28 protein-coding genes are annotated in these 24,025 nt (G+C 71.8%); 12 read left to right on the plus strand and 16 right to left on the minus strand.

Translation table 11 applies throughout. From position 1 onward, the window contains the following. Positions 1-53: 53 nt before the first annotated feature. Positions 54-389, plus strand: a complete 336-nt coding sequence (locus tag ACFYZ3_RS34100; protein WP_030868443.1) for a DUF2516 family protein — start codon at positions 54-56, stop codon at positions 387-389. A gap of 39 nt (positions 390-428) precedes the next feature. Here ACFYZ3_RS34100 and ACFYZ3_RS34105 read toward each other — a convergent pair whose 3' ends face one another. From ACFYZ3_RS34105 to ACFYZ3_RS34115, 3 genes are all read right to left on the minus strand, one after another. Further along, positions 429-1,907 (minus strand): PP2C family protein-serine/threonine phosphatase, encoded by a 1,479-nt coding sequence (locus ACFYZ3_RS34105; protein ID WP_388526038.1) that lies wholly within the window; start codon positions 1,905-1,907, stop codon positions 429-431. 270 nt (positions 1,908-2,177) lie between these two features. Then, a complete protein-coding gene (locus tag ACFYZ3_RS34110; RefSeq protein ID WP_388526041.1) occupies positions 2,178-3,314 on the minus strand; it encodes an NlpC/P60 family protein in 1,137 nt (378 codons plus the stop codon). Between the two features lie 225 nt (positions 3,315-3,539). Then, positions 3,540-4,355 carry a class I SAM-dependent methyltransferase gene (locus ACFYZ3_RS34115; RefSeq protein ID WP_388526044.1) on the minus strand — a complete coding sequence of 272 codons (816 nt, stop codon included), beginning with the start codon at positions 4,353-4,355 and terminating at the stop codon, positions 3,540-3,542. 232 nt (positions 4,356-4,587) lie between these two features. On the opposite strand from ACFYZ3_RS34115, the gene mshA reads away from it, so the two are divergent. Both mshA and ACFYZ3_RS34125 read left to right on the plus strand, forming a co-directional pair. Continuing rightward, positions 4,588-5,961 carry a D-inositol-3-phosphate glycosyltransferase gene (gene mshA / locus ACFYZ3_RS34120; RefSeq protein ID WP_388526047.1) on the plus strand — a complete coding sequence of 458 codons (1,374 nt, stop codon included), beginning with the start codon at positions 4,588-4,590 and terminating at the stop codon, positions 5,959-5,961. After that, positions 5,954-6,460 carry a YbjN domain-containing protein gene (locus ACFYZ3_RS34125; protein WP_388526050.1) on the plus strand — a complete coding sequence of 169 codons (507 nt, stop codon included), beginning with the start codon at positions 5,954-5,956 and terminating at the stop codon, positions 6,458-6,460. Before mshA ends, ACFYZ3_RS34125 begins: the two co-directional genes overlap by 8 nt. 27 nt (positions 6,461-6,487) lie before the next feature. Here the strand turns inward: ACFYZ3_RS34125 and ACFYZ3_RS34130 are convergent, their stop codons facing one another. Continuing rightward, the gene (locus ACFYZ3_RS34130) at positions 6,488-7,315 is read right to left on the minus strand and encodes an AraC family transcriptional regulator (RefSeq protein ID WP_388526053.1); all 828 of its coding nucleotides are present in this window, start codon (positions 7,313-7,315) and stop codon (positions 6,488-6,490) included. A gap of 49 nt (positions 7,316-7,364) precedes the next feature. Between ACFYZ3_RS34130 and ACFYZ3_RS34135 the strand changes: the two genes are divergently transcribed. Further along, positions 7,365-7,823 carry a DUF2000 family protein gene (locus tag ACFYZ3_RS34135; protein ID WP_388526056.1) on the plus strand — a complete coding sequence of 153 codons (459 nt, stop codon included), beginning with the start codon at positions 7,365-7,367 and terminating at the stop codon, positions 7,821-7,823. A gap of 22 nt (positions 7,824-7,845) precedes the next feature. Here the strand turns inward: ACFYZ3_RS34135 and ACFYZ3_RS34140 are convergent, their stop codons facing one another. Next, positions 7,846-9,135, minus strand: coding sequence for an MDR family MFS transporter (locus ACFYZ3_RS34140; RefSeq protein ID WP_388526059.1), 1,290 nt, complete (start codon positions 9,133-9,135; stop codon positions 7,846-7,848). 161 nt (positions 9,136-9,296) lie between these two features. Between ACFYZ3_RS34140 and ACFYZ3_RS34145 the strand changes: the two genes are divergently transcribed. Continuing rightward, complete coding sequence (locus tag ACFYZ3_RS34145) at positions 9,297-10,058, plus strand: phosphoglyceromutase (protein ID WP_361012597.1); 762 nt, start codon at positions 9,297-9,299, stop codon at positions 10,056-10,058. A 111-nt stretch (positions 10,059-10,169) separates the two neighbouring features. On the opposite strand, the gene ACFYZ3_RS34150 is transcribed toward ACFYZ3_RS34145, so the two are convergent. Next, on the minus strand, positions 10,170-11,066 hold the full coding sequence (locus tag ACFYZ3_RS34150) for an MOSC domain-containing protein (protein WP_388526062.1): 897 nt from the start codon (positions 11,064-11,066) through the stop codon (positions 10,170-10,172). A 158-nt stretch (positions 11,067-11,224) separates the two neighbouring features. Here ACFYZ3_RS34150 and ACFYZ3_RS34155 point away from each other — a divergent pair, with 158 nt between their 5' ends. Together ACFYZ3_RS34155 and ACFYZ3_RS34160 are read left to right on the plus strand one after the other, a co-directional pair. After that, complete coding sequence (locus tag ACFYZ3_RS34155) at positions 11,225-11,416, plus strand: DUF6381 family protein (RefSeq protein WP_388526065.1); 192 nt, start codon at positions 11,225-11,227, stop codon at positions 11,414-11,416. Positions 11,417-11,643: 227 nt separating this feature from the next. After that, on the plus strand, positions 11,644-12,402 hold the full coding sequence (locus ACFYZ3_RS34160) for a dienelactone hydrolase family protein (RefSeq protein WP_388526068.1): 759 nt from the start codon (positions 11,644-11,646) through the stop codon (positions 12,400-12,402). Positions 12,403-12,499: 97 nt separating this feature from the next. Here the strand turns inward: ACFYZ3_RS34160 and ACFYZ3_RS34165 are convergent, their stop codons facing one another. Next, on the minus strand, positions 12,500-12,895 hold the full coding sequence (locus ACFYZ3_RS34165; RefSeq protein ID WP_388526071.1) for a VOC family protein: 396 nt from the start codon (positions 12,893-12,895) through the stop codon (positions 12,500-12,502). 68 nt (positions 12,896-12,963) lie between these two features. After that, positions 12,964-13,362 (minus strand): signal peptidase I, encoded by a 399-nt coding sequence (locus tag ACFYZ3_RS34170; protein WP_388526074.1) that lies wholly within the window; start codon positions 13,360-13,362, stop codon positions 12,964-12,966. 108 nt (positions 13,363-13,470) lie between these two features. Between ACFYZ3_RS34170 and ACFYZ3_RS34175 the strand changes: the two genes are divergently transcribed. Continuing rightward, the gene (locus tag ACFYZ3_RS34175; protein WP_361012621.1) at positions 13,471-13,851 is read left to right on the plus strand and encodes a VOC family protein; all 381 of its coding nucleotides are present in this window, start codon (positions 13,471-13,473) and stop codon (positions 13,849-13,851) included. A 15-nt stretch (positions 13,852-13,866) separates the two neighbouring features. On the opposite strand, the gene ACFYZ3_RS34180 is transcribed toward ACFYZ3_RS34175, so the two are convergent. Together ACFYZ3_RS34180 and ACFYZ3_RS34185 are read right to left on the minus strand one after the other, a co-directional pair. Further along, positions 13,867-14,736: a GyrI-like domain-containing protein gene (locus tag ACFYZ3_RS34180; protein ID WP_388526078.1), complete on the minus strand. Its 870-nt coding sequence runs from the start codon at positions 14,734-14,736 to the stop codon at positions 13,867-13,869. Positions 14,737-14,825: 89 nt separating this feature from the next. Next, positions 14,826-15,464, minus strand: coding sequence for a TetR/AcrR family transcriptional regulator (locus tag ACFYZ3_RS34185; RefSeq protein ID WP_388526081.1), 639 nt, complete (start codon positions 15,462-15,464; stop codon positions 14,826-14,828). Positions 15,465-15,606: 142 nt separating this feature from the next. Here ACFYZ3_RS34185 and ACFYZ3_RS34190 point away from each other — a divergent pair, with 142 nt between their 5' ends. Beyond that, a complete protein-coding gene (locus ACFYZ3_RS34190; RefSeq protein WP_388526084.1) occupies positions 15,607-16,473 on the plus strand; it encodes an SDR family NAD(P)-dependent oxidoreductase in 867 nt (288 codons plus the stop codon). Here the strand turns inward: ACFYZ3_RS34190 and ACFYZ3_RS34195 are convergent. The 5 genes from ACFYZ3_RS34195 to phoU form a co-directional block, all read right to left on the minus strand. Further along, positions 16,415-17,698, minus strand: a complete 1,284-nt coding sequence (locus ACFYZ3_RS34195; RefSeq protein WP_388526087.1) for a lanthionine synthetase LanC family protein — start codon at positions 17,696-17,698, stop codon at positions 16,415-16,417. The genes ACFYZ3_RS34190 and ACFYZ3_RS34195 overlap by 59 nt on opposite strands. Positions 17,699-17,819: 121 nt before the next feature. Continuing rightward, positions 17,820-18,230 carry an SCO4225 family membrane protein gene (locus ACFYZ3_RS34200; RefSeq protein ID WP_388526090.1) on the minus strand — a complete coding sequence of 137 codons (411 nt, stop codon included), beginning with the start codon at positions 18,228-18,230 and terminating at the stop codon, positions 17,820-17,822. A gap of 135 nt (positions 18,231-18,365) precedes the next feature. Next, positions 18,366-18,614: an SCO4226 family nickel-binding protein gene (locus ACFYZ3_RS34205; protein WP_388526093.1), complete on the minus strand. Its 249-nt coding sequence runs from the start codon at positions 18,612-18,614 to the stop codon at positions 18,366-18,368. Positions 18,615-18,731: 117 nt separating this feature from the next. Then, a complete protein-coding gene (locus ACFYZ3_RS34210) occupies positions 18,732-18,887 on the minus strand; it encodes a hypothetical protein (RefSeq protein ID WP_164883312.1) in 156 nt (51 codons plus the stop codon). A gap of 150 nt (positions 18,888-19,037) precedes the next feature. Continuing rightward, complete coding sequence (gene phoU, locus ACFYZ3_RS34215; RefSeq protein WP_109035183.1) at positions 19,038-19,727, minus strand: phosphate signaling complex protein PhoU; 690 nt, start codon at positions 19,725-19,727, stop codon at positions 19,038-19,040. Between the two features lie 214 nt (positions 19,728-19,941). On the opposite strand from phoU, the gene ACFYZ3_RS34220 reads away from it, so the two are divergent. Further along, complete coding sequence (locus tag ACFYZ3_RS34220; protein ID WP_388526097.1) at positions 19,942-21,240, plus strand: sensor histidine kinase; 1,299 nt, start codon at positions 19,942-19,944, stop codon at positions 21,238-21,240. Further along, positions 21,237-21,917 carry a response regulator transcription factor gene (locus tag ACFYZ3_RS34225; protein ID WP_003974745.1) on the plus strand — a complete coding sequence of 227 codons (681 nt, stop codon included), beginning with the start codon at positions 21,237-21,239 and terminating at the stop codon, positions 21,915-21,917. Before ACFYZ3_RS34220 ends, ACFYZ3_RS34225 begins: the two co-directional genes overlap by 4 nt. 135 nt (positions 21,918-22,052) lie before the next feature. Here ACFYZ3_RS34225 and ACFYZ3_RS34230 read toward each other — a convergent pair whose 3' ends face one another. After that, positions 22,053-22,796 carry a DUF461 domain-containing protein gene (locus ACFYZ3_RS34230; protein WP_388526100.1) on the minus strand — a complete coding sequence of 248 codons (744 nt, stop codon included), beginning with the start codon at positions 22,794-22,796 and terminating at the stop codon, positions 22,053-22,055. 667 nt (positions 22,797-23,463) lie between these two features. Here ACFYZ3_RS34230 and ACFYZ3_RS34235 point away from each other — a divergent pair. Next, on the plus strand, positions 23,464-23,946 hold the full coding sequence (locus tag ACFYZ3_RS34235; protein WP_003953493.1) for a CarD family transcriptional regulator: 483 nt from the start codon (positions 23,464-23,466) through the stop codon (positions 23,944-23,946). Positions 23,947-24,025 lie beyond the last annotated feature (79 nt).

Consider the following 24,025-nt stretch of genomic DNA (forward strand, 5'->3'; position numbering starts at 1 on the left):
GGGTACGGTGACCGCGTAATGACGATGCGATTCTGGTGGTGGACGTTGTGCTGATGCAGGGGTTCGCAGGCTTCATGTGGCTGCTGAGCATCGCCCTGATCCTTTTCAGCGGCTTCGCTTTGATCGACGCCGCCACGCGCCGCGAGGACGCCTACCGCGCGGCCGACAAGAAGACCAAGCCCTTCTGGCTGATCATCCTCGGGCTCGCCTTCGTGGTGAACCTGATCTTCAACATCCTGTCGTTCCTGCCGATCATCGGCCTCATCGCGACGATCGTGTACATGGTCGACGTACGGCCGGCGCTGCGCGGTCTGTCCGGCGGCGGCCGCAGCAGCCGCCGCGGCTCCAGCAGCGACGGTCCGTACGGCCCGTACAACGGCGGACGCTGACGGGAGCACCCGCGCGGGTGGTCTCCGGGACCGGGCGGCTCAGGCCGTCCGGTCCAGCAGGACCACGGCCAGGTCGTCGGCCAGCTCGCCGCCGTTGAGCTCGCGGACCTCGTTGACGGTCGCCCGCAGCAGCTCCTCGCCGGTCAGACCCTCGGCACGCTGGCGGCGGACCAGCTCCACCATGCCGTCCTGGCCGAGCCGCTCCCGGCCCCCGCCGACGTGGCCCTCGATCAGGCCGTCGGTGTACAGCATCAGGCTCCACTCGGCGCCCAGCTCCACCTGCATCCGCGGCCAGCGGGCGCCCGGCAGCAGCCCCAGCGCCGGGCCGTTGTTGTCGTAGGGCAGCAGCCGTGCGGGCATGCCCGGGCGGCTGAGCAGCGGGGACGGGTGTCCGGCCAGGCACAGGCCCGCGCGGCGGCCGTCCGGGGAGATGTCCACGGCGCACAGCGTCGCGAAGATCTCGTCGTCCGAGCGCTCGTGCTCCAGCACCTGCTGGAGCGTGCCGAGCAGCTCGTCGCCGCACAGCCCCGCCAGCGTCAGCGCCCGCCAGGCGATCCGCAGCTCCACGCCGAGCGCCGCCTCGTCCGGGCCGTGCCCGCAGACGTCGCCGATCATGGCGTGCACGGTGCCGTCCGGGGTGCGCACGACGTCGTAGAAGTCGCCGCCCAGCAGCGCGCGCGAGCGGCCCGGGCGGTAGCGGGCGGCGAAGCGCAGCGGGGAGCCGGCCAGCAGCGGGGTCGGCAGCAGGCCGCGCTCCAGACGACGGTTCTCCTGGGCCCGGAGCCTGCCCTCGGCCAGCCGCCGCTCCGCCGAGTCGGACCGCTTGCGCTCGACGGCGTAGCGGATCGCCCGGCTCAGCAGGCGGCCGTCCAGCTCGTCGCGGAACAGGTAGTCCTGCGCGCCGACCGCCACCGCCTCGGCGCCGCGCTCGGCGTCGCTGGAGGAGGTGAGCGCGAGCACGGCGTGCCGGGGCGCCAGCTCCAGGACGTGCCGGAGCACCGCCAGCTCGTCGCTGTCCTCGCCGCCGCCTTCACCGTCACCGGTGCCCTCGCCGCTCGGGCGGGCCGGGGCGGGGACCGACAGGGCGAGGTCCAGCAGGATGCAGTGGACGTCGTCGGTCAGCAGCCGCCCGGCCTCGGTGAGGTTGCGTGCGGTACGGACGCGGATCGGCTTGCCGGCCTGGTCGATCAGGTCGGGCACGATCGGCGAGCCGGCCGGATCGTCCTCGATCAGCAGCACCGTCAGGTTCGTGGGGGCAGCGCTCTCGGTCCGGACGGCGGGCGTCCGGTCGGTGCCGGGGCTGGTCTCCGTGCTGGTCTCCGTGCTGGTGTCCGTGGGCTTCTCGCGCTTCTCCGTGGGGTTCTCTCGGGTGTTCTCTCGCCGGGTGGCGGCGTTCTCGGCCTGGGGCGTCCCGGGCGGGGCCTGTTCCTTGGAAGGGCCGCTGTCCGGAGACGCGGCGGGCGCCTGACCACACTCCACGGCCGGGATCGCCCTCTGCCGCGGTACGGGTACGGGCATCGTCTTGGTTTCCTTCCCTCCCCCCGAGGGCATGGCGGGGCGAGGGACCTCGACCCACCGACGGGGACCATAGCGGGTGACCGCACCGCTGCGGAATGGTCCAGAACACGTCGGGCGGCCATCGGCCACTGTCATATGCCGCGTTTTCCCCCGCAGTTGGACACGTCGGCCCGGGGGCGGGGATGACGAAGGTCACGCGGGGCGGGCGCCGGGCGTGGACTGGGTCACGTGGCCCGTCTCACGCACCCGGCGCCGGTCACGTGGCCCGCGTCACTCCTTGGGGGTGGACGCCCGCTCCGGGGCCGTGTCCGGGCGGACCACGCCGAGGATCGGCATCGAGCCCGCGCCCGCGAGGGTGATCGAGCGCCCCGGACGCGGGGCGTGCACCATGGAGCCGTCGCCGACGTACATGCCGACGTGGCTGGCGTCGTCGAAGTAGATGATCAGGTCGCCGGGGCGCATGTCCTCGACGTCGACGTGCCTGAGCTGCTTCCACTGCTGCTGCGAGGTGCGCGGGATCGTCTGTCCGGCCGACACCCAGGCCTGCGAGGTCAGGCCGGAGCAGTCGTAGGACTTCGGGCCCTCGGCACCCCACTGGTACGGCTTGCCGATCTGGGCGGTGGCGTACTCGACCGCCTTGCGGCCCCGCTCGGTCGCCCCGGTGTCGAGGTCCTTCAGGATGCCGGAGTCGAGCCAGGCGGTCTGCGCCTTGGCCTGCGCCTCGCGCTCCAGCCGGGCGAGGCGCTCCTTCTCCTCCTTCTCCAGCTCGGACTCCAGCTTCTCGGCCGCCGCGATCTGCTTCTCGATCTTCTTCTGGGCGGTGGCCTTGGCCCTGCGGTTCGCCTCCAGCTCCTTGAAGCGGGCGGAGGCGTCCGCCGCGTAGGCCTTCAGGTCCCGCTGGGCGCGGGTCAGCTCGCCGAGCAGGCCCTTGGTGGCGCGCTGGCCCTGGATCACCCGGCCGGTGCCGTCGAGGAAGTCCTCGGGGTCGTCGCTCAGGATGAGCTTCGCCCCGTCGGGCAGGCCGCCGGTGCGGTACTGGGAGCGGGCCGCGGCTCCCGCGCGGTCCTTGAGGCCGTCCAGCTTCTCCTGGCCCTTGACGATCTTCTTGGCCAGCTCGACGATCTCGGCGTTCTGCTTCTCGGCCTTCTCCTCGGCGGCGTTGTACTCCTCCGTGGCCGAGGCCGCCGCGCGGTAGAGCTTGTCGAGCTTCTTGCGCACGGCCTCCAGGTCCTTGCCCTTGCCGGGTGCGGCGGCCGGGGCGCCGGCCGCCGCCGACGGTGAGGGCGACGGTGACGACGAGGCCGAGGGGCCCGGGTCGGCGAACGCCGTGCCCGGTGCCGCCAGCACGGTGATCGCGCAGACCACGGTCACGGCAGCCGTCGTCAGGCCACGCATCCCCGTACGCATACCTCGCCCCCAACCTGATTAACCGTCAGTAACATAGCCCGCTCGGGGGATCGTGCCATGCCGACGCGAAAAGCGACAGAGGCCGTGCATTCCTCCCGCTTCCCCTCGATTGCTTCCCTCGGTCGCATCCTGCGTTTGCTTCCTGCGTTTGCTTCCGTGGGGGTGTGACGAACGCCGCACGGAGATCGTTCCCGGTCGGGGGCGCCCCCGGTCCGTGCCGTCGGCTCAGGCGCGGGGTGCCAACGCCTCCCACCGCACCGTCACTTCGCCCTGCCGCCACCGCACCGGGCCGTCCGTCACCGGCCAGTCGGCCGTCAGGTCCCGCACCGCCCGCATCCAGCGCTGCCGGGCCCCGTACGAGGCGTAGGGCGCGGCGGCGGCCCAGGCGCGGTCGAAGTCGCGCAGGAAGGCGTGCACGGGCTCGCCGGGGACATTGCGGTGGATGAGCGCCTTCGGCAGCCGTTCGGCCAGGTCGGAGGGGCGGTCCAGGGAGCCGAGCCGGGTCGCGAAGGTGACCGTGCGCGGCCCCTCGGGCCCGAGCGCCACCCACACGTGCCGGCGCCCGATCTCGTCGCACGTCCCCTCGACCAGCAGCCCGCCGCGCGAGTGCTCCGACGCCGGTGCGAGCCGCGCGCACAGCCGCCGCCAGACGGCGGCGACCTCGCCCTCGTCGTACTGGCGCAGCACGTTCGCCGCGCGGATCAGCAGCGGGGGCGGGGAGACGGGGACCTCGAAGCCGCCGTGCCGGAAATCGAGCCCCGCGCACGCGTACGGCCGGGCCGCCGCCACCCGGGCCGGGTCGATCTCGACGCCCACCACGCGCGCGTGCGGAGCGGCCGTGCGCAGACGGTGCAGCAGTTCGACGGCGGTCCAGGGCGCCGCGCCGTAGCCGAGGTCGACGGCGACCGGGTCGGCGGCGCGGCGCAGTTCGGCACCGTGCGACGCCGCGATCCAGCGGTCCATGCGGCGCAGCCGGTTGGGGTTCGTCGTCCCGCGCGTGACCGTGCCCACGGGGCGGGCGGCGGTGGCGCGGGGTGGCATGCCTACGAGGATATGCGGCCGGCGTCCGGCATTCGGCCGCGGAATGGTGGTACCCGCACACCACCGGCGGGCGGGGGGACCCGAAGGGCTCTCGAACGGTTGAGCGACCAGCGGTAATGATTCGGCAAAGGTCGGAAAACCGGAATGGAGTACCGCCCGTCCGGTGTTCCCACCCCTTGGAGGGCGACCCAGGTCCTCCGACCGGCATGCCCGCAGCGAGGAGGATCGGCTCGTGAGCCAGTACGTCAGCAGGCTCGGGCGTCGCTCACCGGCGGCCTCGCCGCGGCTGAGGCTGAATCGAAAGCCCCGCCGCGTCGCCATGCTCTCCGTGCACACCTCACCGCTCCACCAGCCCGGCACCGGCGACGCCGGAGGCATGAACGTCTACATCGTGGAGCTGGCGCAGCGCCTCGCCGCGATCAACATCGAGGTCGAGATCTTCACCCGGGCGACCACCGCCGCCCTCCCGCCCGCCGTCGAACTGGCCCCCGGCGTCCTCGTCCGGCACGTCGACGCGGGCCCGTACGAGGGGCTGGCCAAGGAGGAGCTGCCCGCCCAGCTCTGCGCCTTCACGCACGGTGTGATGCAGGCCTGGGCCGGTCACCGCCCCGGCCACTACGACCTCGTGCACTCCCACTACTGGCTCTCCGGCCACGTCGGCTGGCTCGCCGCCCAGCGCTGGGGCGCGCCCCTGGTGCACGCCATGCACACCATGGCCAAGGTCAAGAACGCCAACCTGGCCGACGGCGACACCCCCGAACCGGCCGCCCGCGTCATCGGCGAGACCCAGATCGTCGCCGCCTCGGACCGGCTCATCGCCAACACGGCGGAAGAGGCCGACGAACTCGTCCGCCACTACGCCGCCGACCCCGACAAGGTCGCCGTCGTCCACCCCGGCGTGAACCTGGAGCGGTTCCGCCCCTTCCCCAAGGGCCGCGTGCCCGGCCCGGGACAGCACGGCAACGCCCGCGCCGCCGCCCGCGCCCGCCTCGGCCTGCCCCAGGACGCGCTGATCCCGCTCTTCGCGGGCCGCATACAGCCCCTGAAGGCGCCGGACATCCTGCTGCGCGCCGTCGCCGTGCTCCTCGACGAACGCCCCGAGCTGCGCTCCCGCATCGTCGTCCCCGTCGTCGGCGGCCCCAGCGGCAGCGGCCTCGCCAAGCCGGAGGGCCTGCAGAAACTCGCCGCGCGGCTCGGCATCGCCGACGTCGTACGCTTCCGCCCGCCCGTCGGCCAGGAACAGCTCGCCGACTGGTTCCGGGCCGCGTCCGTGCTGGTCATGCCGTCCTACAGCGAGTCCTTCGGCCTGGTGGCCATAGAGGCCCAGGCGGCCGGTACGCCGGTGCTCGCCGCCGCGGTCGGCGGCCTGCCGGTCGCGGTGCGCGACGGACACACCGGCCGCCTCGTCCACGGCCACGATCCCGCCGAGTACGCGCGCGTGCTGCGCGATTTCGCCGACAACCCCGAGCTGACGCCCCGCATGGGCGACGCCGCCGCCCGGCACGCCCAGTCCTTCGGCTGGGACAGCGCCGCCGCCACCACCGCCGACGTCTACACGGCCGCGATCCAGTCGCACCGCCGTCGCGTACGCTCGCACCATGGCTGAGGCACCACAGCACAAGGCAGCGCAGGTCCTCGAGGAGGCGCTGAAGGACGCCGAGCTGGAGTGGGAGAGCCCCGAGCCCGGCACCTACGTCGTCAAGCTCCCCGGCACCCGCAAGCTGTCGACGACGGTCTCCCTCCTCGTGGGCCGGCACTCGCTCTCCCTCAACGCCTTCGTCGTCCGCCACCCCGACGAGAACGAACCGGCCGTCCACCGCTGGCTGCTGGAACGCAACCTCAAGCTCTACGGCATCGGTTACGCCGTCGACCGCCTCGGCGACATCTACGTCACCGCGAAACTCCCCCTGGCCTCCGTCACCCCCGACGAGATCGACCGCCTCCTCGGCCAGGTCCTGGAGGCCGCCGACGGCGCCTTCAACACCCTGCTGGAGCTGGGCTTCGCCTCCGCCATCCGCAAGGAGTACGAGTGGCGCACCGCGCGCGGCGAGTCGACGCGGAACCTGGAGGCGTTCCAGCACCTGATCGAGCGCTCCGCCGACTGATCGGACGCCGTGGGACGGCCATGGGCGTCAGGTCCGAGTGCCGCTCGCCCGGTACCGCCCCGGCGTGACCCCCACCAACCGCTTGAAGTGCCGGGTCAGATGGGCCTGGTCGTAGAACCCGGTGGCGCCCGCCACGTCCGCCGGGGCCCGTCCGGCCAGCAGCAGCCGCCGGGCCCGGTCGACCCGCCGGGACATCAGGTACTGGTGCGGCGCGATGCCGTACGCGCCGCTGAACGCCCGTACGAGGTGCGCCGGATGCGCGGGCACGAGCGCGGCCGCCTCCTCCAGCCCGATCCCCGGGACGACCCGCTCGTCGAGCAGCTCCCGCAGTCGCCGGGCGAGCACGGGGTCCCGGCGGGCGCCGGGCGAGCCGGTCCCGGGCCGCAGATGCTCGCGCAGCCGGTCGCCGATCAGGGTCAGCCGGCTCTCCGCCTCCAGCTCGTCGCCCGGCAGCGTGAGCGCGGCGTGCACCTGCCCGACCCGCCGCCGCAGCACCGGGTCCCGCAGGTCGGGCGCGTCCACCGCCGGTCCGATCAGCTCGTCGCCCAGACGGGAGGCGTCCAGGTACAGGACGCGCTTGCGGAAGCCGTCCGGGGTCGCCGGGGAGCCGTTGTGCGGCACGTGCGGCGGCAGCAGCGACACCGTGTCGTGCGGGGTGCCGTGCTCGTGCCGGTCCAGGTCGTACCGCACGGCGCCGTCGTCGACGATGAGCAGCGTCCAGGCGTCGTGGACGTGCATCGGATAGGCGTACTCGGTGTAGTGGGCGTGGAAGACCTCGACGACGCCCGGGACGCGGGGCCGCCACGCGGAGACGCTGCGTTCGTCCTTCCGCTGGTCGTTGCGCTGGCCGGCCATGCAAAAAACGTACAAGACCGGGCGGGGTGCGGGTCGGCAGTCTCACGGTATGAGCACGCACGAAGCAGCCCCGGAGACTCCCGGGGCCGAGACCCCCGTCCGCTTCGACACCAAGATCGCCGTACTGCTGCGCGAGGACCTGGAGACCTGGCAGCGCCTCAACGTCACGGCGTTCCTGGTCAGCGGCCTGGGCAAGCAGTTCCCCGAGGTGATCGGGGAGCCCTACGAGGACGCGGACGCCGTCGGCTACCTGCCGATGTTCCGCCAGCCGGTGCTGGTCTTCGAGGGCACGAAGGAGACGCTGACGACCGCCCACGCGCGCGTACTGTCCCGCGCCCTGCCCCGCGCCCTGTTCACCTCCGACCTCTTCACCACGGGCAACGACCGCGACAACCGCGCGGCGGTACGGGCCGTGGCGACGGCGGACCTGGACCTGGTGGGTCTCGCGGTGTACGGCCCGAAGAACGCGGTGGACAAGGTGCTGAAGGGGGCGCGGATGCACCCGTGAGCGAGCGGTGGGCGCGGCTGGATCAGACGGCGCCGGCGTCGGCGTCGACCCGGGCTGCCGGGGCGACGGACGACTCCTGGGCAACCGGTGCCTCGTCGGCGTCGTCCGGCAGGCCCCGCATGAGCCCCCAGTACCCGGCCGCCGCCACGGTGCCGACGACGGCGCAGATGCCCCACAGCCACTCGGCGCCCCAGTGGTCGATGACGAACCCGGACATCAGCGGGGCGACGAGGGCGGCGACCGCCCAGGACATGGAGTACATCCCCTGGTACCGCCCGCGCCCGTGCAAGGGCGACAGCCGGACGACGAGCCCGGTCTGCGTCGGCGCGTTGACGACCTCGGCCAGCGTCCACACGCACACGGTGAGGGCGAACACCGCGACCGACCCGGCGAAGGCGGTGAGCCCGAACCCGTACCCGGCCAGCAACGCCGAGCCGATGAGCAGCAGCCGCGGATCGCGGTGCTGGATGAACCGCGTGACGGGAATCTGCAGTACGACGATCAGCACACCGTTGACGGCGATCGCCATGCCGAAGTCGGCGGGCGTGAACCCGGCCTCGCCCATGGCGACGGGCAGCCCGACGTAGGCCTGCTGGAAGATCAGCGCGATGAGGAAGGACAGCCCGACGACCCCCATGTACCGCCCGTCGCGCAGCACGGTCCCGAGCGAGACGGGCACCGCGTCCCCGCCGCCGGACGTGTCGTCGGCGTGCTCCTTGGGCCGCGACTCGGGCAGCTTCACGAAGACGAGCACGGCGCACACCAGCGTCATACCGGCCTCGATCATGAACCCGGCGAGATAGCTGTACTCGGCGATGAACCCGGCCGCCATGGAGGAGATCGCGAAGCCGAGGTTGATCGCCCAGTAGTTGAGCGAGAACGCCCGGATACGGTCCTCGGGCCGCACGATGTCCGCCATCATCGCCTGCACCGCCGGCCGGGAGGCGTTGCTCGCCATGCCGACCAGGAAGGCGACGGCGGCGATGGCCACCGGGTCCCGCATGAAGCCGAGCAGCGCGACCGACAGCGCGGTGGAGGTCTGCGCGACCAGCAGCGTGGGCCGCCGCCCCAGCCGGTCGGTCATCACCCCGGCGCCCAGCGAGGACACGACCCCGCCGAGCCCGTGCAGGGCGGCGACCAGACCGGCGTACGAGGCGGAGTAGCCGCGGTCGATGGTCAGGTACAGCGCCATGAAGGTCGCGACGAAGGCACCGAGACGGTTGACCAGGGTGCTGGTCCACAGCCACCAGAACTCGCGGGGGAGCCCGGAGACGGTCTCGCGTGCGGCACGTCTGAGTCCGACGACTGGCATGGGTCCCCCGAGGTGATTGAGATCGCTGTAAGCGGCTGATGCGGTAAGCACAACTTACAAACGGCTCTCTCGGGGAAGCCATTCAATTAACACTTCCCGTCAACCGTCCGCCCACCGGGCGCACGCGCGGGGGATCAGGGCCTTGGATTACGCTCGGGAGCATGGCCGACGCACCGTACAAGCTGATCCTCCTCCGCCACGGCGAGAGCGAGTGGAACGAGAAGAACCTGTTCACCGGCTGGGTGGACGTCAACCTCACCCCGAAGGGCGAGAAGGAGGCGACGCGCGGCGGCGAGCTGCTCAAGGACGCCGGCCTGCTGCCCGACGTGGTCCACACGTCCGTCCAGAAGCGCGCGATCCGCACGGCCCAGCTCGCGCTGGAGGCCGCCGACCGCCACTGGATCCCGGTCCACCGCCACTGGCGCCTGAACGAGCGCCACTACGGCGCCCTCCAGGGCAAGGACAAGGCGCAGACCCTCGCGGAGTTCGGCGAGGAGCAGTTCATGCTGTGGCGCCGCTCCTACGACACCCCGCCGCCCGCGCTGGACCGCGACGCCGAGTACTCCCAGTTCTCCGACCCGCGTTACGCGATGCTCCCGCCGGAGCTGCGCCCGCAGACGGAGTGCCTCAAGGACGTCGTCGGCCGCATGCTCCCGTACTGGTTCGACGCGATCGTCCCCGACCTCCTCACCGGCCGCACGGTCCTGGTCGCCGCCCACGGCAACTCGCTGCGCGCCCTGGTCAAGCACCTCGACGGCATCTCGGACGCCGACATCGCGGGCCTGAACATCCCGACGGGCATCCCGCTGTCCTACGAGCTCGACGCCGAGTTCAAGCCGGTCAACCCCGGCGGGACCTACCTGGACCCGGACGCGGCCGCGGCAGCGATCGAGGCCGTGAAGAACCAGGGCAAGAAGAAGTAAGCGCCCACGAACAGGCCCCCTGCCTGCGGGTCCTCCGCCGGGCAGGGGGCTTCTTGCTGTCTCTGCTCCGCCCTCAGTACCTCGTGCCTGGCAGCAAAGACGTCCAGGGTGTCATGGAGAGAGCAGTCCATCCTGCAGTTCGGCGTCGCCCCACTCCTGTACGACGACCTCGTCGCCGACCGACAGCTTGCCCGGCGTGATCACGGAGAACTTGGCGCCGAAGACCACGCCGCCGCTTGCCGCTCGCCGGTAGCTCGCCAGTGTGCGCAGTGGTTCCGGTCCCCGCCGTGCTCCGGCCTCCTGGTCAACCAGGGTGACGGCACAGCGCACCGCGAGCTTGGCATAGCCCAACTCGGCACCGCCGATGGAGATGCGGCGGGCGCGATCCTCGGCGTGCGGCAGGGCTGCCCGGTCGTCGCCGCTGCCGTGGTCGTGGCTCTCGTGGCTGTCGACGACGATGTTCGGGCGGAAGCGGTTCATCGGCAGGATCGGGGCGCCGCGATCAGCCATCCGCCGGTTGAGGAGGGCGAGGGAGGCGCGGGACAGGAGGTGCACCGCGCTGCTGTCGGCGTAGCCGGACGGGCCGGGGGTCAGGCCGTCGGTGATGCGGTTGTGCTCCGGCGGGACGCGGACCAGACGGCTGGGGGTGCCGAGGAACTCCGACAGCCAGGCGGCGGCTTCGTCACCCTGGTCGATCCCCTGGTAAGCGGTGCCGAAGAGGTCGACGTCGCGGCGCGGGGCAGACGTCGTCACGTCGAGGCACAGCGTGCCGAAGCGGCTCGTGCCGTCGGTCGCGTCCAGTGTCAGGCGCGTGCCGTCGGTGCTGACGGCGGGCCGGATCAGGGCGAGGCGGGGGTGCCGGCGTTGCGTGCGGAAGATTCCGTTCTCGCTGATGACCATGAAGCTGCGGTCGTGGGCGAGGCCCGCCGGAGTCAGGAGCGCATCGCTCGTCGACGTGCCCGCACACCCCTTGACGGGGTAGCAGATCAGATCCACCACGTTGGCCATGCTGCGCCCCCTCGGTCCGCGACCAGAGTAGAACGTACTCCGTTGCCGCATAGCGTCTCCGGACGACCGCAGCGTGGGTGACGCACCGGATGCGGAGGGTAGCAGTGTGTGATTCGCTGGTATGCGCAATTGCCGCTCACGATGCGAGGACGGATCACATGAGTGCAGACGGAGAAGCTCGCGCCCGGCTCCAGCAGATGCGCGACAAGGCCCAGGAGCTGAAGGCCGCCTCGGAACGGGCCAGTGACCCCGACGAGCGGAAGAGGCTCCAGGAGAAGGCCCGAAGGCTGCAGAGCCAGAGCGAAGAGGAAAGCATGGAGCGGGGCGGGGACATCTATCCCTCGGAGTGAGGAAGCGACGGCACCGGCGGTGCACGTCGAGAACTGGGCTATGTTCTGGAGTCATGACTACCGGGACGGCCTCGCGCCACACACGGATTGGTGACCCGGTGCTCTTCTGAGTGCCGTACGGGCCGGTGTCGGTCCGCTGTCGAATCGAGGATTCCGCGGTGCCGCGCGGGCTCCGCCTCCGTCGTGTTGATCACAAGCTCGATACATCAACCACGACTGGAGAGTTCATGCCCACCAAGACGTTGCAGATACCGACCGCGGACGGACAGGCCGACGCGTTCGTCGCCTTTCCCGGCGGTGGGGAGCGGCACCCTGCGGTGCTGATGTACGCGGACGGTTTCGGGATCCGGCCCGTGCTGCGGGAGATGGCCCGCGAACTGGCCGGGCACGGGTACTACGTGCTCGTGCCCAACTTCTTCTACCGGCACGGCCCGGCGCCGGTCATCGAGCTTCCCGAGTACATCGGAGAAGAGGCCCGGGGCGCGGTCTTCGCCCAGCTGATGCCCTTGATCGAGGCGCACACCGCGGAGCGGGTCCTGCGTGACGCCGACGCCTACCTCGCCTTCCTCACCGCTCAGCCCGAGGCCGGTCCCGGACCGGTCGCGGTGACCGGCTACTGCATCGGCGGCCTCCTGGCGACGCGCACCGCGGTGGCCCACCCGGGCCAGGTGGCCGCCCTCGCCGCGTTCCACGCTCCCGTGGGAGCCGACGGGCCCGGCAGCCTCGCCAAGCTCACCGCCGAGGTCCACTTCGGCCACGCCGAGGGCGACTTGACGCCGGAGGGCCTCGGCGAGCTGAACCAGGCCCTGGACGCGGCGGGTGTCGGCTACACCTCGGAGATCTACCCCGGCACCGTCCACGGCTTCACCATGGCCGACACCGACTCCTTCGACGCCGCCGCACTGCGGCTTCACTGGGAGCGCCTGCTGCCTCTTCTCGGCCGCACCCTGGATCGTGGTGGGGATCCCGGTCGCTCGCGTCGTTGACGGATGTGCGGTCGGTACTGAAGAGGCGCGCGGTCGGCGCCGGCAGGTCTCGCTCCTGGCCATCGACGAAGCCCGGCCGTCGGTTGGCGGGGAGCCTCTACGCAGACGGTGCCAGGCTGCGTACGACGTCGAACTCGTTGCCCTCGGGGTCGGCCATGACCACCCAGCTCCGGCCCGGGCCCTGGCCCACGTCGACCTTGCTGGCGCCTAGGGCGAGGAGCCTGGACGCCTCGTCCTCGGTGCTGCCGTCGACCGGGCTGACGTCGAGGTGGAGGCGGTTCTTCACCGTCTTGCCCTCGGACACCTGGATGAAGACGAGGGTGGGCGGCATCTGGCGGGCCCGGACCTCCTCGACCGTCGGCTCCCAGGAGCCGATCTCGACCTTGCCCTCGCCCCGGTCGATCACCTTGAAGTCCAGCACCGCGCACCAGAAGGCCGCGAGCCGCTCCGGATCGTGGCAGTCGAGGACCAACTCCGTGAACCTACTGGTCATTTCTCCCCCAGGCCGTGCGGACGGGCGCTCAGCCTATGGGGCGGCCTCCACCGCCACCGAGCGCACTGTCAGTTCCGGGCGTCCGGCCCACCGGATTCGTCCTCCGCGGCGACCGCGTACCCGGGCACGGACGGCCACCGCACCGTCAGGACCACGGACTCCTCCTCCGCGTACCAGGAGTGGTCGACGCCCCTGCCCCACACGACGTAGTCGCCCTGTTCGGCCAGTACGACGCTGCGGCCGGGGAAGTCCACCCGGAAGCGTCCGCCGATGAGGACCTGTAGCGCGGTGCGGTCTTCACCGGTGACCCATCGGGCGCGCTCGTCCCCCTTCGGATGGACGCCCCACTTGATCTCGACGTCCTCACTGTGCCGGGGATCGGAGGCGTCCTTGAAGTGCCCCAGCAGCCATCCCCGGTCCAGTGCCGCGTCCTTGCCCGCGTTGCCCACGTACACGCCGTCCGTCATGCTTCCGGAAGCTAGCAGTGGAAAAGCCTTCGCCTCCGACCGACCCTCCAGGTACGGTCACCAGCGCGTTCGTGCCCGTGCTTCCCACGTTGAGAGCAGGTTTCGGTCATGGCTTGTCGGATCAGTGAGCTGGTGCTCGGTTGTCGTGACCCCGAGGCGCTGGCGCGGTTCTGGTGCGAGGTGCTGGACTTCGTCGTGCTCGACCGTGAGGACAACGAGTACTTCGAGATCGGGCCGCGGGAAGGGTTCGGCGGGCCGCAGCCGACGATCATCCTCAGCCGCCGGGACGAGCCGGAGCCCGGCAAGTCCCGGCTGCACATCGACGTCAACGCCACCGACCGGGATCAGGACGCCGAGCTGGAGCGCCTGCTGAAGCTCGGGGCGCGCCCGGCCGACATCGGGCAGACCGGCGAGGAGCAGTGGCACGTCCTCGCCGATCCCGAGGGCAATGAGTTCTGTCTGCTCAAGGCCCGCCTGAAGCCGCTCTGATCAGCCGCCAGCTCCTCAGGCCGGTTCCACGGGGAGCCACAGTTCCGTCGTCGCCGTCGTGAAGTCGTCCGCGCGGTCCAGGACGGAGACGATCGACGGGCCGGGACGCAGGCGCCACGGGTTGGAGGGGAACCACTCGGACGCCGTGGCCGCCCAGGTGGTCTGGAGGGCGTCCGGGTAGGGGCCCGAGCTGCGGAAGACCGCCCACGTGCCCGCCGGTACCTCGATGGCGTCGAGGTCGTCGGGGGCGGGGGTGCCGGCGGTGACGGCCACGCCGTGGAGGTAGGTCAGTTCGGTGCCCTCCGGACTGTCCTGCGCCACGTCGTCGCTGACCTGGAGCAGGCCGGCCGGGTCCGTGTCGCCGAGGGACTTCAGGCGGACGTGGGCCTCCTGGGGGAGGGCGGCGATGTGCTGCTGGATGTGCGGGTTGACGCCCTCGTGGATGAGGGGGACGCGGGTCGCGTGGCCGATCAGGCGGAACGCGGGGCGGTCGGTGAAGCGGGTGTCCATGGGGGTGCTCCCTTCGACGCTCAGGCGGAACCTGAGCTGCGGCTGTGTCCGAAGGGGGCCGCCGTCGCGGCGTACGTCGCGCGGGGCGGCGCCGTGGACCGACCGGAACGCGCGTCCGAACGCCTCCGTGGAGCCGTAGCCGTACCGGACGGCGATGCCCAGCAGGTCGTCCCCGCCCCGTACGACGTCGGCGGCGGCGACGGTCATACGGCGCCGGCGGACGTACTCCGACAGCGGCATGCCCGCCAGCGACGAGAACATCCGGCGCAGGTGGTACTCGGTCGTGCCGAGCCCCGTGGCCAGCGCGGGGACGTCCGGCTCCTCGCCGAGGTGCTCCTCGACCAGGTCGACCAGGCGGTTCAGTGCCGAGATCATGCGGCCTCCCTTCGGCATCCACCGTGGCAGGGGGCGCCGCCACGGCGCCCGATCGCCGCGGTTCGGTTCGGTCGGCGTCCGCCGCCCGGTCAGGGCCCGGGCAGTTCCGGCCGGCCCGGATGGGCGCGCAGCCCGTCGAGGATGACCATCAGATAGCGGCGCCACAGCTCGGAGGGCTGCTCGGCGGGCAGGGCCATCACCGCGTCGAGCATCGCGGCGATCGGCGCGAGGTCCGCCTCGGTGACCCCGGCCCGCAGCGCGCCCTCGGCGCGGGCCCGGGCCAGGAGGTGCTCGCAGTGCGCGGTGATCGCCTGCCGTGCCCGGGTGAGACCCGCGCCCTCCACGGTGCCCCGGCGCATCAGTTCGCGCAGCCCGCGGTTGTGCGCCGCCCGTTCCAGGGCCTTTTCCAGGAAGCCGGCCAGGGCACCGAAGGCGTCGTCCGCGTCCCGGGCTTCCCGCGCCATCGCCGCGATCTCGTCGAGCTCCTCGCCGAAGACCGCCTCGGCCAGCGCCTGCTTGTCGGGGTACTTCCGGTAGACGGTGCCCACGCCGAGCCCGGCGTGATGCGCGACGTCGTTGAGCGTGGCCTGCAGTCCCCGGACGGCGAAGACCTCCCGGCCGGCGCGGAGGATGAGCCGACGGTTCACTTCCGCGTCGCGCCGCAGCGGACGTTCCTGTGCCGCGTCGGCCTCCGTGCCGGCCCCCTCGGACTGTCGCTCGCCGCTCATGCACGCCCCTCCGCCGTTCCCTGGCCGAATCCGAATCCGATCCACCGTCCTGAACACAATCGGATACATCGTATCCGCTTCGTGCTACCGTCCCGGTGCGGGCAAGCGGATATCGGATATCCGCATGGGCTGAGGAGCTGGGATGCGGACCGTGGTCATCACCGGAGGTACCGACGGGCTCGGCAAGGGGCTCGCACTGCACTACCTGCGTCAGGGGGCGCGGGTGATCGCCGTGGGCAGTACGCCCGCCAAGGGCGAAGCCCTGCTGGCCGAAGCGGCGGCGTTCTCCGACGGCGGCCGTGCCGTCTTCCTGCGCTGCGACCTCACCTCGGTCCGGGCCGCCCGCGAACTCGTCAGCACGATCGAGGGCACCTGGGCCGCCGTCGACATGCTCGTCCTCTGCGCCCAGCGGTACCGGCTCTTCGGGCGCCGTACCGTCACCGCAGAGGGGTTCGAGCACAGCTTCGCGCTCGCCTACCTGAGCCGGTACGTCCTCAGCCACGGGCTGCGTCACGCGCTGGAGTCCGCCCCGCGGCCCGTCATCATGAACGTCGGCACCCCCGGCATCCCGCTCGGCCGGATCCACTGGGACGATCCGCAGCTGGCGGCGGGGTACAGCGGGACCAGGGCCACTCTCCAGTCCTTCCGCGCCAACGACCTGCTGGGCGTCGCCTACGGCGCCGTCCATCCCGAGACGCCCGTCCGCTACGTCGGCTACAACCCCGGAGTCGTGGCGACCGGGATGCCCGAGCATCTGCCACAGCCCCTGCGGACCCTCACCAAGGCGTCCTTCGCCCTGCTCGCCACCTCCGTGACCAAGGCGGTCGCCCCCATGGTCCGCCTCCTGGACGAACCCCCGGGCGAACCGTTCAGCGCCTACCGCACCACCCGCCGGCTCTCTCTGAAGGGAGCCTCCTTCGACCAGGACGCCGCCCTGCGCCTGCACCGCCTCACCGCGCGGGCGACCGATCCGGCGCGGTGGCCACCGGCGGCTGGTCCGGCCACGTGAAGGCGTACCCGGGCTCGCCCCCGCGGGCCTGGCGTACGTAGCGGAGCAGCTCGCGGACGATTCCCGCGTTGCCCATCGCCCAGCCGAGCTGGGGTTCGAGCTCGCCCGGAGTGGACCGGAAGTCGACGTTGGACCAGCGGGCGCCCTCGCCGTCCCGGGTGGCGCGGGCGGTCAGGTCCGTGACCAGGACGTCGGCGAAGTCGAACGCGTCCTGCTGCTCGGCGATCCGGTCGCAGGCCAGGGCCAGGACGCCCGCGGTGCCGCAGCAGCGGCCGTTGTTGTCCCAGAAGCCGGGGCGCAGTCGCCGGGGGAGGCCGGAGCGGGTGACCGTGTGCCAGCAGCGGTCGGCCAGGGCGGTCCAGGCGGGGTCGGACGTGACCTCGCGCAGGGTGCGGAAGAGCTGGGCGTCGCCGGAGGGGCCGTGGCACCAGCCGTAGCTGACCGGGTCGATCAGGTCCGGGAGGAACTGCGGGGTGGAGTGCGGGGCCAGGAAGCCCTCAGGGCCGGCGCAGTCCCGGGCCACGACGTCGGCCGTTGCGGACAGCGCCAGGTCGAGCAGGTCCCCGCGGCCGGTGGCGCCGCCGACGCGGGCGAGGGCCAGGGCGATGCCGAGGGTGCCGTGCGAGACATGGTGCAGGCGGGAGTCGGTGTCCGGGCGGTGGGGCCAGTGGACGCCGTGCGCGGTCCGCTCCGCCGTACGCAGGTACGGCTCCAGGGCCAGGACGGCCAGGTCGGGGTCGCCGGCCAGGAGGGCGCCCAGGCCGATGCCCGCGTTGCCGCCCATCAGCTCGAAGAGTTGGCCCCAGCGGGTGCCGTCGAAGCGGGCGCGGACCAGGCCGAGGGCGCGGTCGGCTGCCTCTCCCGACGCCGGGTCGCCCAGTTCGGCGTGGACCGTCCGCAGGACCAGGGCGAGTCCCGTGCGGCCGAAGTAGAGGGAGTCGTCCTCCAGGTCGCCGACCCGGGCGGCCAGGGCCCGGGCCGCGCGCAGGGCGGTGTCGGCGTACGCGTCGTCGCCGAAGTGCCGCCACGCCTCCAGGAGCACGGGGATGTTGCCGGCCGTGCCGTTGTAGAGCATCGGCTCGACGGCCTCATCCGAGGACCTGACCGGCCAGGCGAGGCCGCCGCCGGGAGTTTCCCGGGCCGCTCCCGTCAGCCAGCGCAGGCCGTCCACCGCGATGTCCTCGACCTCGTCGACCGCCACGACCGTGGTTCCTGGTGCCGTCATGGGGCCACTCTCGCACCCGCGTCCGGCCCGGAAGGCGACGGAGCCGACGGAGCCGACGGAGCCGACGCAACCGGCGGAACCGGCGGGGGCGGCAGAGGCGGGGGCGGGGGAGGAGGCGGAGTCAGTGCGCCGGCGTCAGGTGGCCGCGTTTGTCCCGGCGCCCCCGCAGGGCCCGCCACACCGCCCCCAGGGCCAGCGACTGGACGAGCGCCGAGAGCACGATGCCGCCGACGAAGAACCACGCCGGTGCGTCGCCGCCCCAGCCCGCCTCGCCGAGCCAGGCCACGAAGCCGAAGGCCGGGAAGGTGAACAGGGCCGGCCAGACCCAGACGAGGGACGCGTCGGGGCCGGTCGCGAAGAGGGGCTGCGCCGCGGCGAGGGCCATCGCGCCGCCGACCACGGTGAGGTAGACCGCCGAGGCGCGGTTGGCGAGGACCAGGCGGACGAGGCCGCGTATGCGGTCGCTGCGGTCGCTGCGGTCGCTGCGGTCGCTCCGGTCGGTTCGGGCGTTGTTCGGCTGGCTGCTGTTCATGGGATCCGGGCTCCCCGGGGTGGTGGTCGTGGTCGTGCTCCTGAACCAGGGTCGACCGGGAGCCCGCCCCGGGCCTGAGTACCCGTACTCAAGTCCGGGGTGACGCGGTACCCGCCTGCGGGAGGCCTGTCCGGCCTATACCGACAGGGGGACTTCGTGGATCTCGTCCGCCTTGTGGCCCGCGCGTTCGTGCACGCGCTGGACCGCCTCGGCCGACGGCCCCTCGGAGAGGCAGTAGATCGTGCCGGAGGCCGGGTCCGCCCACGCCTGTTCGAAGTGGACGTTCTCGTCCTTCTCCGCGGCGAGATCGGCCTGGTGGGCCTGGTGCAACTGGTCCGAGGTGATGCCTCGCATCCCACGGTGTACGTCCATGAAGTGAGCCATGGCGTCTCGCACCCCCTTCAGGGTCCTCCTTCCAGGGTGCGCCCGTGTGGCGGCCGGGGCTAGCCGGCCGCCACACCACTGTCCACCGCATGCCGCGGGCTACCGCGGGCTACCGCGTCAGCCGCACTGGCACGGGCTGCCCGACTGGCAGCCGCAGCCGCAGCCGGAGCCGCAGCCGCAGGCGGCGATCAGCGGGAGGCTGCGGATCTCGGTGGGCTGCTCGGTGGGGCGTTCCTGCGCGGGGTCGGGCTTCGTGCTGGGGGAATCGGCCATGGTTCCTCCTGGAAGCGGGTGCCTGGGACCCGGGTGTATGGGTCCATTGCACGCCCCGAACGGCCGCGCATCAACGGCGCACGGAAGCGAACGCGCGCCCCATTGCGCCGTTGACGCGCGCGGGACTCAGGTCCTCAGGCCTTCAGGTCCTCAGGCCCCCTCGACCTGAGTCGCCGGCTGGATGTCCGCCTGGAGGTCGTCGGCGTGCTCGCCGGTGACGAGGTAGACCACCCGCTTGGCGACCGAGACCGCGTGGTCGGCGAAGCGCTCGTAGTAGCGGCCCAGCAGCGTGACGTCGACCGCCGTCTCGATGCCGTGCTTCCAGCGGTCGTCCATCAGGTGCTGGAAGAGGGTGCGGTGCAGGAGGTCCATCGCGTCGTCGTCCTGCTCCAGCTGGAGGGCCAGGTCGACGTCCTTGGTGATGATCACCTCGGCGGCCTTCGCCATCAGGCGCTGCGCGAGCTGGCCCATCTCCAGGATGGTCGCGTGCAGGTCGTGCGGCACCGCACGCTCGGGGTAGCGCAGCCGGGCCAGCTTGGCCACGTGCTGGGCCAGGTCGCCCGAACGCTCCAGGTCGGCCGACATCCGCAGCGACGTGACGACGATGCGCAGGTCCGTCGCCACCGGCTGCTGCCGGGCCAGCAGGGTTATCGCCCGCGCCTCCAGCTCGTGCTGGAGGTCGTCGACCTTCTGGTCCGCCTCGATGACGGCCTCGGCCAGCTTGAGGTCGGAGTCGAGGATCGCGGTCGTGGCGCGTCCGATGGCCGACCCGACCAGCCGGGCCATCTCCACCAGACCGTCACCGATCGAATCAAGTTCCTCGTGGTACGCGTCCCGCATCAGGATTCCCTCTCGTACGTCCGTTTCGGGGGCTCGAAGACGGCCTCGCGCCCCTCGCCGTGCCCCCACGCTTACACGTTCCGGCCTGTACGCGTCCGTTTCCGGCACCCCAAATGAACCGTCCCTGGCTCCAAGGTGAACTCTGGGCGACGAGTGTTCGAGGTCGCACCCGGATGGCTGGGGCGGGACGGTTCGCCGTGCCTAACCTGGAGACATGGACGTGAACGCGGCGGTCGCCGCAGTGGCAGCGATCGCCGGAGTACTCACCGGCGTCATCGCGGTGCTGGCGTTCCGCTGGAGCGAGCGGGAGCAGAAGCGCCCTACGCGCACCTCGCTGCACACGGACCCCGTGCTGCCGCCGGGTGTGGACACCGTCCTTTCCGTACTGCGCTCCTCCGCCGTCGTCCTCGACGAGGCCGACGCGGTGGTCAAGGCCAGCTCGGCGGCGTACGCCCTCGGCCTGGTCCGGGGTGGCAGGCTCGCCGTCGAGCCGATGCTGCAGATGGCCAGGGACACCCGGCGGGACGGAGAGATACGGCAGGTCGAGCTGGACCTGCCCCGGCGCGGCAACGGTCGGGGGGAGGCCCTCGCCGTCTCCGCACGCGTCGCGCCCCTCGGGTCGCGGCTGGTGCTGCTGCTGGTCGAGGACCTCACCGAGGCCCGCCGCATCGAGGCCGTACGGCGCGACTTCGTCGCCAACGTGAGCCATGAGCTGAAGACACCGGTGGGGGCGCTCTCGCTGCTGTCCGAGGCCGTGATGGACGCGGCGGACGACCCGGAGGCCGTGGAGCGGTTCGCCGGGCGGATGCAGATCGAGGCGACCCGGCTGACGAACCTGGTGCAGGAGCTCATCGACCTGTCCCGGGTCCAGAACGACGACCCCCTCGACGACGCCGAGCCCGTCCGGGTGGACGAGCTGGTCGCCGAGGCCATCGACCGCTGCCGGCACGCCGCCGGTACGAAGCAGATCACCATGGCCGCCGGAGGAACGGCGGATCTGCACGTGCGCGGCAACCGCGGCCAGCTCGCCGCCGCCCTCGGCAACCTCGTCGAGAACGCCGTCAACTACTCGCCGGCCCGTACCCGCGTCGGCATAGCCGCCCGCCGCGTCGCCGCCCCCGGCGGCGACCTGATCGAGATCGCCGTGACCGACCAGGGCATCGGCATCTCGGAGAAGGACAAGGAGCGGGTCTTCGAGCGCTTCTACCGCGTGGACCCGGCCCGCTCACGGGCCACCGGAGGCACCGGTCTGGGTCTCGCGATCGTCAAGCACGTGGTCGCCTCGCACGGCGGGGAGGTCACGGTGTGGAGCGCCGAAGGCCAGGGCTCCACCTTCACCCTGCGACTGCCGGAGGCGGGCCTCGCCCGCGACCGCGCGCAGCGGCGGTCCGACCGCGCCGGGCTCAGCGACGAGACCGAGCGGTCGCCTTCAACCCCCCATTCCACGCATTCCACGCATTCTCCGCATACATCCGCGTACGAAACGTTTCCCGCCCCGGAGGTCCTTCCGTGACCCGTGTGCTCGTCGTCGAGGACGAGGAGTCCTTCTCCGACGCCCTGTCGTACATGCTCCGCAAGGAGGGCTTCGAGGTCGCCATCGCGACCACCGGCCCCGACGGACTCGACGAGTTCGAGCGCAACGGCGCCGACCTCGTGCTCCTCGACCTGATGCTGCCCGGCCTGCCGGGCACCGAGGTCTGCCGCCAGCTGCGCGGCCGCTCGAACGTTCCCGTGATCATGGTGACGGCCAAGGACAGCGAGATCGACAAGGTCGTCGGGCTGGAGATAGGGGCCGACGACTACGTCACCAAGCCCTTCTCCTCCCGCGAGCTGGTCGCCCGCATCCGGGCCGTACTGCGGCGGCGCGGCGAGCCGGAGGAGGTCGCCCCCGCCGCCCTGGAGGCCGGGCCCGTCCGCATGGACGTGGACCGGCACGTGGTGACCGTCGGCGGCACCAAGGTCGACCTGCCGCTGAAGGAGTTCGACCTGCTGGAGATGCTGCTGCGCAACGCGGGCCGGGTGCTGACCCGCATGCAGCTGATCGACCGGGTCTGGGGCGCCGACTACGTCGGTGACACCAAGACCCTCGACGTCCACGTCAAGCGGCTGCGCGCCAAGATCGAGCCCGACCCGGGCGCGCCGCGGTACCTGGTGACCGTGCGCGGGCTGGGCTACAAGTTCGAGCCGTAGGCCGGCCCGTCGGCCGCCCGACCGGGGCGGCCCCACGGACACGGCGAAGGGCGGGGCCTCACAGAGAGGTCCCGCCCTTCGGCCGTACGCCGACGCGTCCGTACGGTGCGTCTTTTCGGTGCGTCCGTACGGTGCTCAGTGACCGGCTTCGGTTCCCGTGCCGGTCTCGGTGCCAGTGCCAGTGCCGGTCCCGGTCTCGGTGCCGGTGCCGGTCTCGTCCGTGTCGCCGGTGGCCCCACCGGTGGCCTCGTCCGTCCCGGGGGCCGTCTCGCCGTCCGCCGGGGTGCCCGAGGCCTCGCCGTCGGCCGGTTCGCCCGAGGTCTCCGCGGAGGCCTCCCCGGAGGCGCCCGGGGCCGCCGGGGTCTCGCTCGGGCCCCACTCGGCGAAGAAGCTCTCGGCGGGGACGACGAACGCGCGCAGGCTCACGGCGCCGGTCTCGCTGAAGTTGAAGGTGATCTTCTGGGCGTTGCCGTCCTGGACCGCCTCGCGGCTGCTGGGCAGGACCGCCGCGGCGTTGTCCTTGCCGCCGAGGATCAGGCGGCCGCCCGCCGGTACGGTCAGGTCGCCCTTCTCGCCCTTGGCGGGCTTCAGCTCGGCGGACTTGCCGGTACCGGCCACGGTGACGGACTCGAGGGTCTGGTCCTTGTCACCGCTGTTGAACAGGGTGGCGGAGACCACGGCCGGGCCGGTCGACTCCAGGTCGGGCTGGGTGATGACGACCGCGTTCTGGACCTTGATGTCGCCCACGGACGTCGCAGCGTTGTCCGGCTTGATCTCCAGCGTCTGGGCGTTGTGACCGGCGCCGCACGCGGCGAGCGAGGCGATCGAGAACGCGATGGCGGCGGCGGCGAGGGCACCGCGTCGAAGGCTGCTGCTCACGGCGGCGGCAACTCCTTGGACTCGAGCGGGGTGGCGGCAACGGATAAAGCCGCCCTAAGTGGCTGTCAGCGGCCTCAGGCTACCGAGCCGTTGTTGAGCCACCGCACCCGACCCTCCCCGAAGACGTCCGGCTTCGCTCGGCAGGCGGTAGGCGCCGGGGGCGGCGCGGGCGCCGTCCCCGCCCGGCCGGGGCGCCGGCAGGTGTTGTTCCGGTGGGCCGTTTAGCGGCTCGTACTCGTCCGACATTCAGCTATGAAGCCCTGCGCCATACAGGTCGGGATCGGTACGCGAAATTTCCGTGAAGGAATGCGCGGGCGGCCAGGAAATTGATCACCTCGGGACGGGTCGGGGGCACGCCGTGATCAATTCCGGATTCGTCCGGAACCCTGCCGCGGCCTCCGAACGGAGTAGCGGAAGTCGCACGCACGGAACCGGACATATCGGGATCTTCGGGCAGGTGGTGCGGGCTCCGGATGTGTGTGACGTGGGTGTTTCGACCGGCCTGGAGAGCGGCTCCGACCTGCGAATACTTTCTTCCGCTCGCCCGGCGCAGCACGTTCCTGTTGCTGTTGTCAAGCCCCGAGATATGCCCTGACCTGCGAAAACGCCATTCAGAAGACGCCGTTTCCGTGTTACCCTGGATAGCCACGGAAGGGGTACCTGTCACATGACGTTCAAGGTTGGCGACACCGTGGTCTATCCCCATCACGGGGCCGCGCTGATCGAGGCTATCGAAACTCGCCAGATCAAAGGCGTGGACAAGACCTACTTGGTGCTGAAGGTCGCCCAGGGCGATCTGACGGTACGTGTGCCAGCGGACAATGCGGAGTTCGTCGGCGTGCGTGATGTGGTCGGTCAGGACGGGCTGGACCGGGTCTTCGAAGTACTGCGCGCGCCGTACGCCGAAGAGCCCACGAACTGGTCGCGTCGTTACAAGGCAAACCTGGAGAAGCTCGCCTCCGGCGACGTCATCAAGGTCGCGGAAGTCGTGCGCGACCTGTGGCGCCGCGAGCGCGAGCGCGGACTCTCCGCAGGTGAGAAGCGCATGCTCGCCAAGGCCCGCCAGATCCTGGTGAGCGAGCTGGCTCTCGCGGAGAACACCAACGAGGACAAGGCGGAGGCCCTGCTCGACGAGGTGCTCGCCTCCTGATCCGACTGGATCCGAGGCGAGGCGCAGACCGTCACCCACTCGGTTCAGCGCACTGAAATGCCGCGGTGCCCGATGACAT

The sequence above is a fragment of the Streptomyces sp. NPDC001599 genome (assembly GCF_042893535.1).
In the GTDB taxonomy this organism is placed as follows: Bacteria; Actinomycetota; Actinomycetes; order Streptomycetales; family Streptomycetaceae; genus Streptomyces.

What these genes read in the sequence shown, in the direction of transcription:
- ACFYZ3_RS34155 (WP_388526065.1), top strand. Translation starts at nt 11,225, where the DNA reads ATGAGTGCAGACGGAGAAGCTCGCGCCCGGCTCCAGCAGATGCGCGAC.
- ACFYZ3_RS34140 (WP_388526059.1), bottom strand. Translation starts at nt 9,135, where the DNA reads ATGCCAGTCGTCGGACTCAGACGTGCCGCACGCGAGACCGTCTCCGGG.
- ACFYZ3_RS34195 (WP_388526087.1), bottom strand. Translation starts at nt 17,698, where the DNA reads ATGACGGCACCAGGAACCACGGTCGTGGCGGTCGACGAGGTCGAGGAC.
- ACFYZ3_RS34125 (WP_388526050.1), top strand. Translation starts at nt 5,954, where the DNA reads ATGGCTGAGGCACCACAGCACAAGGCAGCGCAGGTCCTCGAGGAGGCG.
- ACFYZ3_RS34170 (WP_388526074.1), bottom strand. Translation starts at nt 13,362, where the DNA reads ATGACGGACGGCGTGTACGTGGGCAACGCGGGCAAGGACGCGGCACTG.
- ACFYZ3_RS34190 (WP_388526084.1), top strand. Translation starts at nt 15,607, where the DNA reads ATGCGGACCGTGGTCATCACCGGAGGTACCGACGGGCTCGGCAAGGGG.
- ACFYZ3_RS34220 (WP_388526097.1), top strand. Translation starts at nt 19,942, where the DNA reads ATGGACGTGAACGCGGCGGTCGCCGCAGTGGCAGCGATCGCCGGAGTA.
- ACFYZ3_RS34200 (WP_388526090.1), bottom strand. Translation starts at nt 18,230, where the DNA reads ATGAACAGCAGCCAGCCGAACAACGCCCGAACCGACCGGAGCGACCGC.
- ACFYZ3_RS34165 (WP_388526071.1), bottom strand. Translation starts at nt 12,895, where the DNA reads ATGACCAGTAGGTTCACGGAGTTGGTCCTCGACTGCCACGATCCGGAG.
- ACFYZ3_RS34110 (WP_388526041.1), bottom strand. Translation starts at nt 3,314, where the DNA reads ATGCGTACGGGGATGCGTGGCCTGACGACGGCTGCCGTGACCGTGGTC.
- ACFYZ3_RS34145 (WP_361012597.1), top strand. Translation starts at nt 9,297, where the DNA reads ATGGCCGACGCACCGTACAAGCTGATCCTCCTCCGCCACGGCGAGAGC.
- ACFYZ3_RS34105 (WP_388526038.1), bottom strand. Translation starts at nt 1,907, where the DNA reads ATGCCCGTACCCGTACCGCGGCAGAGGGCGATCCCGGCCGTGGAGTGT.
- ACFYZ3_RS34130 (WP_388526053.1), bottom strand. Translation starts at nt 7,315, where the DNA reads ATGGCCGGCCAGCGCAACGACCAGCGGAAGGACGAACGCAGCGTCTCC.
- ACFYZ3_RS34185 (WP_388526081.1), bottom strand. Translation starts at nt 15,464, where the DNA reads ATGAGCGGCGAGCGACAGTCCGAGGGGGCCGGCACGGAGGCCGACGCG.
- ACFYZ3_RS34135 (WP_388526056.1), top strand. Translation starts at nt 7,365, where the DNA reads ATGAGCACGCACGAAGCAGCCCCGGAGACTCCCGGGGCCGAGACCCCC.
- ACFYZ3_RS34235 (WP_003953493.1), top strand. Translation starts at nt 23,464, where the DNA reads ATGACGTTCAAGGTTGGCGACACCGTGGTCTATCCCCATCACGGGGCC.
- ACFYZ3_RS34115 (WP_388526044.1), bottom strand. Translation starts at nt 4,355, where the DNA reads ATGCCACCCCGCGCCACCGCCGCCCGCCCCGTGGGCACGGTCACGCGC.
- ACFYZ3_RS34175 (WP_361012621.1), top strand. Translation starts at nt 13,471, where the DNA reads ATGGCTTGTCGGATCAGTGAGCTGGTGCTCGGTTGTCGTGACCCCGAG.
- ACFYZ3_RS34100 (WP_030868443.1), top strand. Translation starts at nt 54, where the DNA reads ATGCAGGGGTTCGCAGGCTTCATGTGGCTGCTGAGCATCGCCCTGATC.
- ACFYZ3_RS34210 (WP_164883312.1), bottom strand. Translation starts at nt 18,887, where the DNA reads ATGGCCGATTCCCCCAGCACGAAGCCCGACCCCGCGCAGGAACGCCCC.
- ACFYZ3_RS34150 (WP_388526062.1), bottom strand. Translation starts at nt 11,066, where the DNA reads ATGGCCAACGTGGTGGATCTGATCTGCTACCCCGTCAAGGGGTGTGCG.
- phoU (WP_109035183.1), bottom strand. Translation starts at nt 19,727, where the DNA reads ATGCGGGACGCGTACCACGAGGAACTTGATTCGATCGGTGACGGTCTG.
- ACFYZ3_RS34205 (WP_388526093.1), bottom strand. Translation starts at nt 18,614, where the DNA reads ATGGCTCACTTCATGGACGTACACCGTGGGATGCGAGGCATCACCTCG.
- ACFYZ3_RS34180 (WP_388526078.1), bottom strand. Translation starts at nt 14,736, where the DNA reads ATGATCTCGGCACTGAACCGCCTGGTCGACCTGGTCGAGGAGCACCTC.
- ACFYZ3_RS34160 (WP_388526068.1), top strand. Translation starts at nt 11,644, where the DNA reads ATGCCCACCAAGACGTTGCAGATACCGACCGCGGACGGACAGGCCGAC.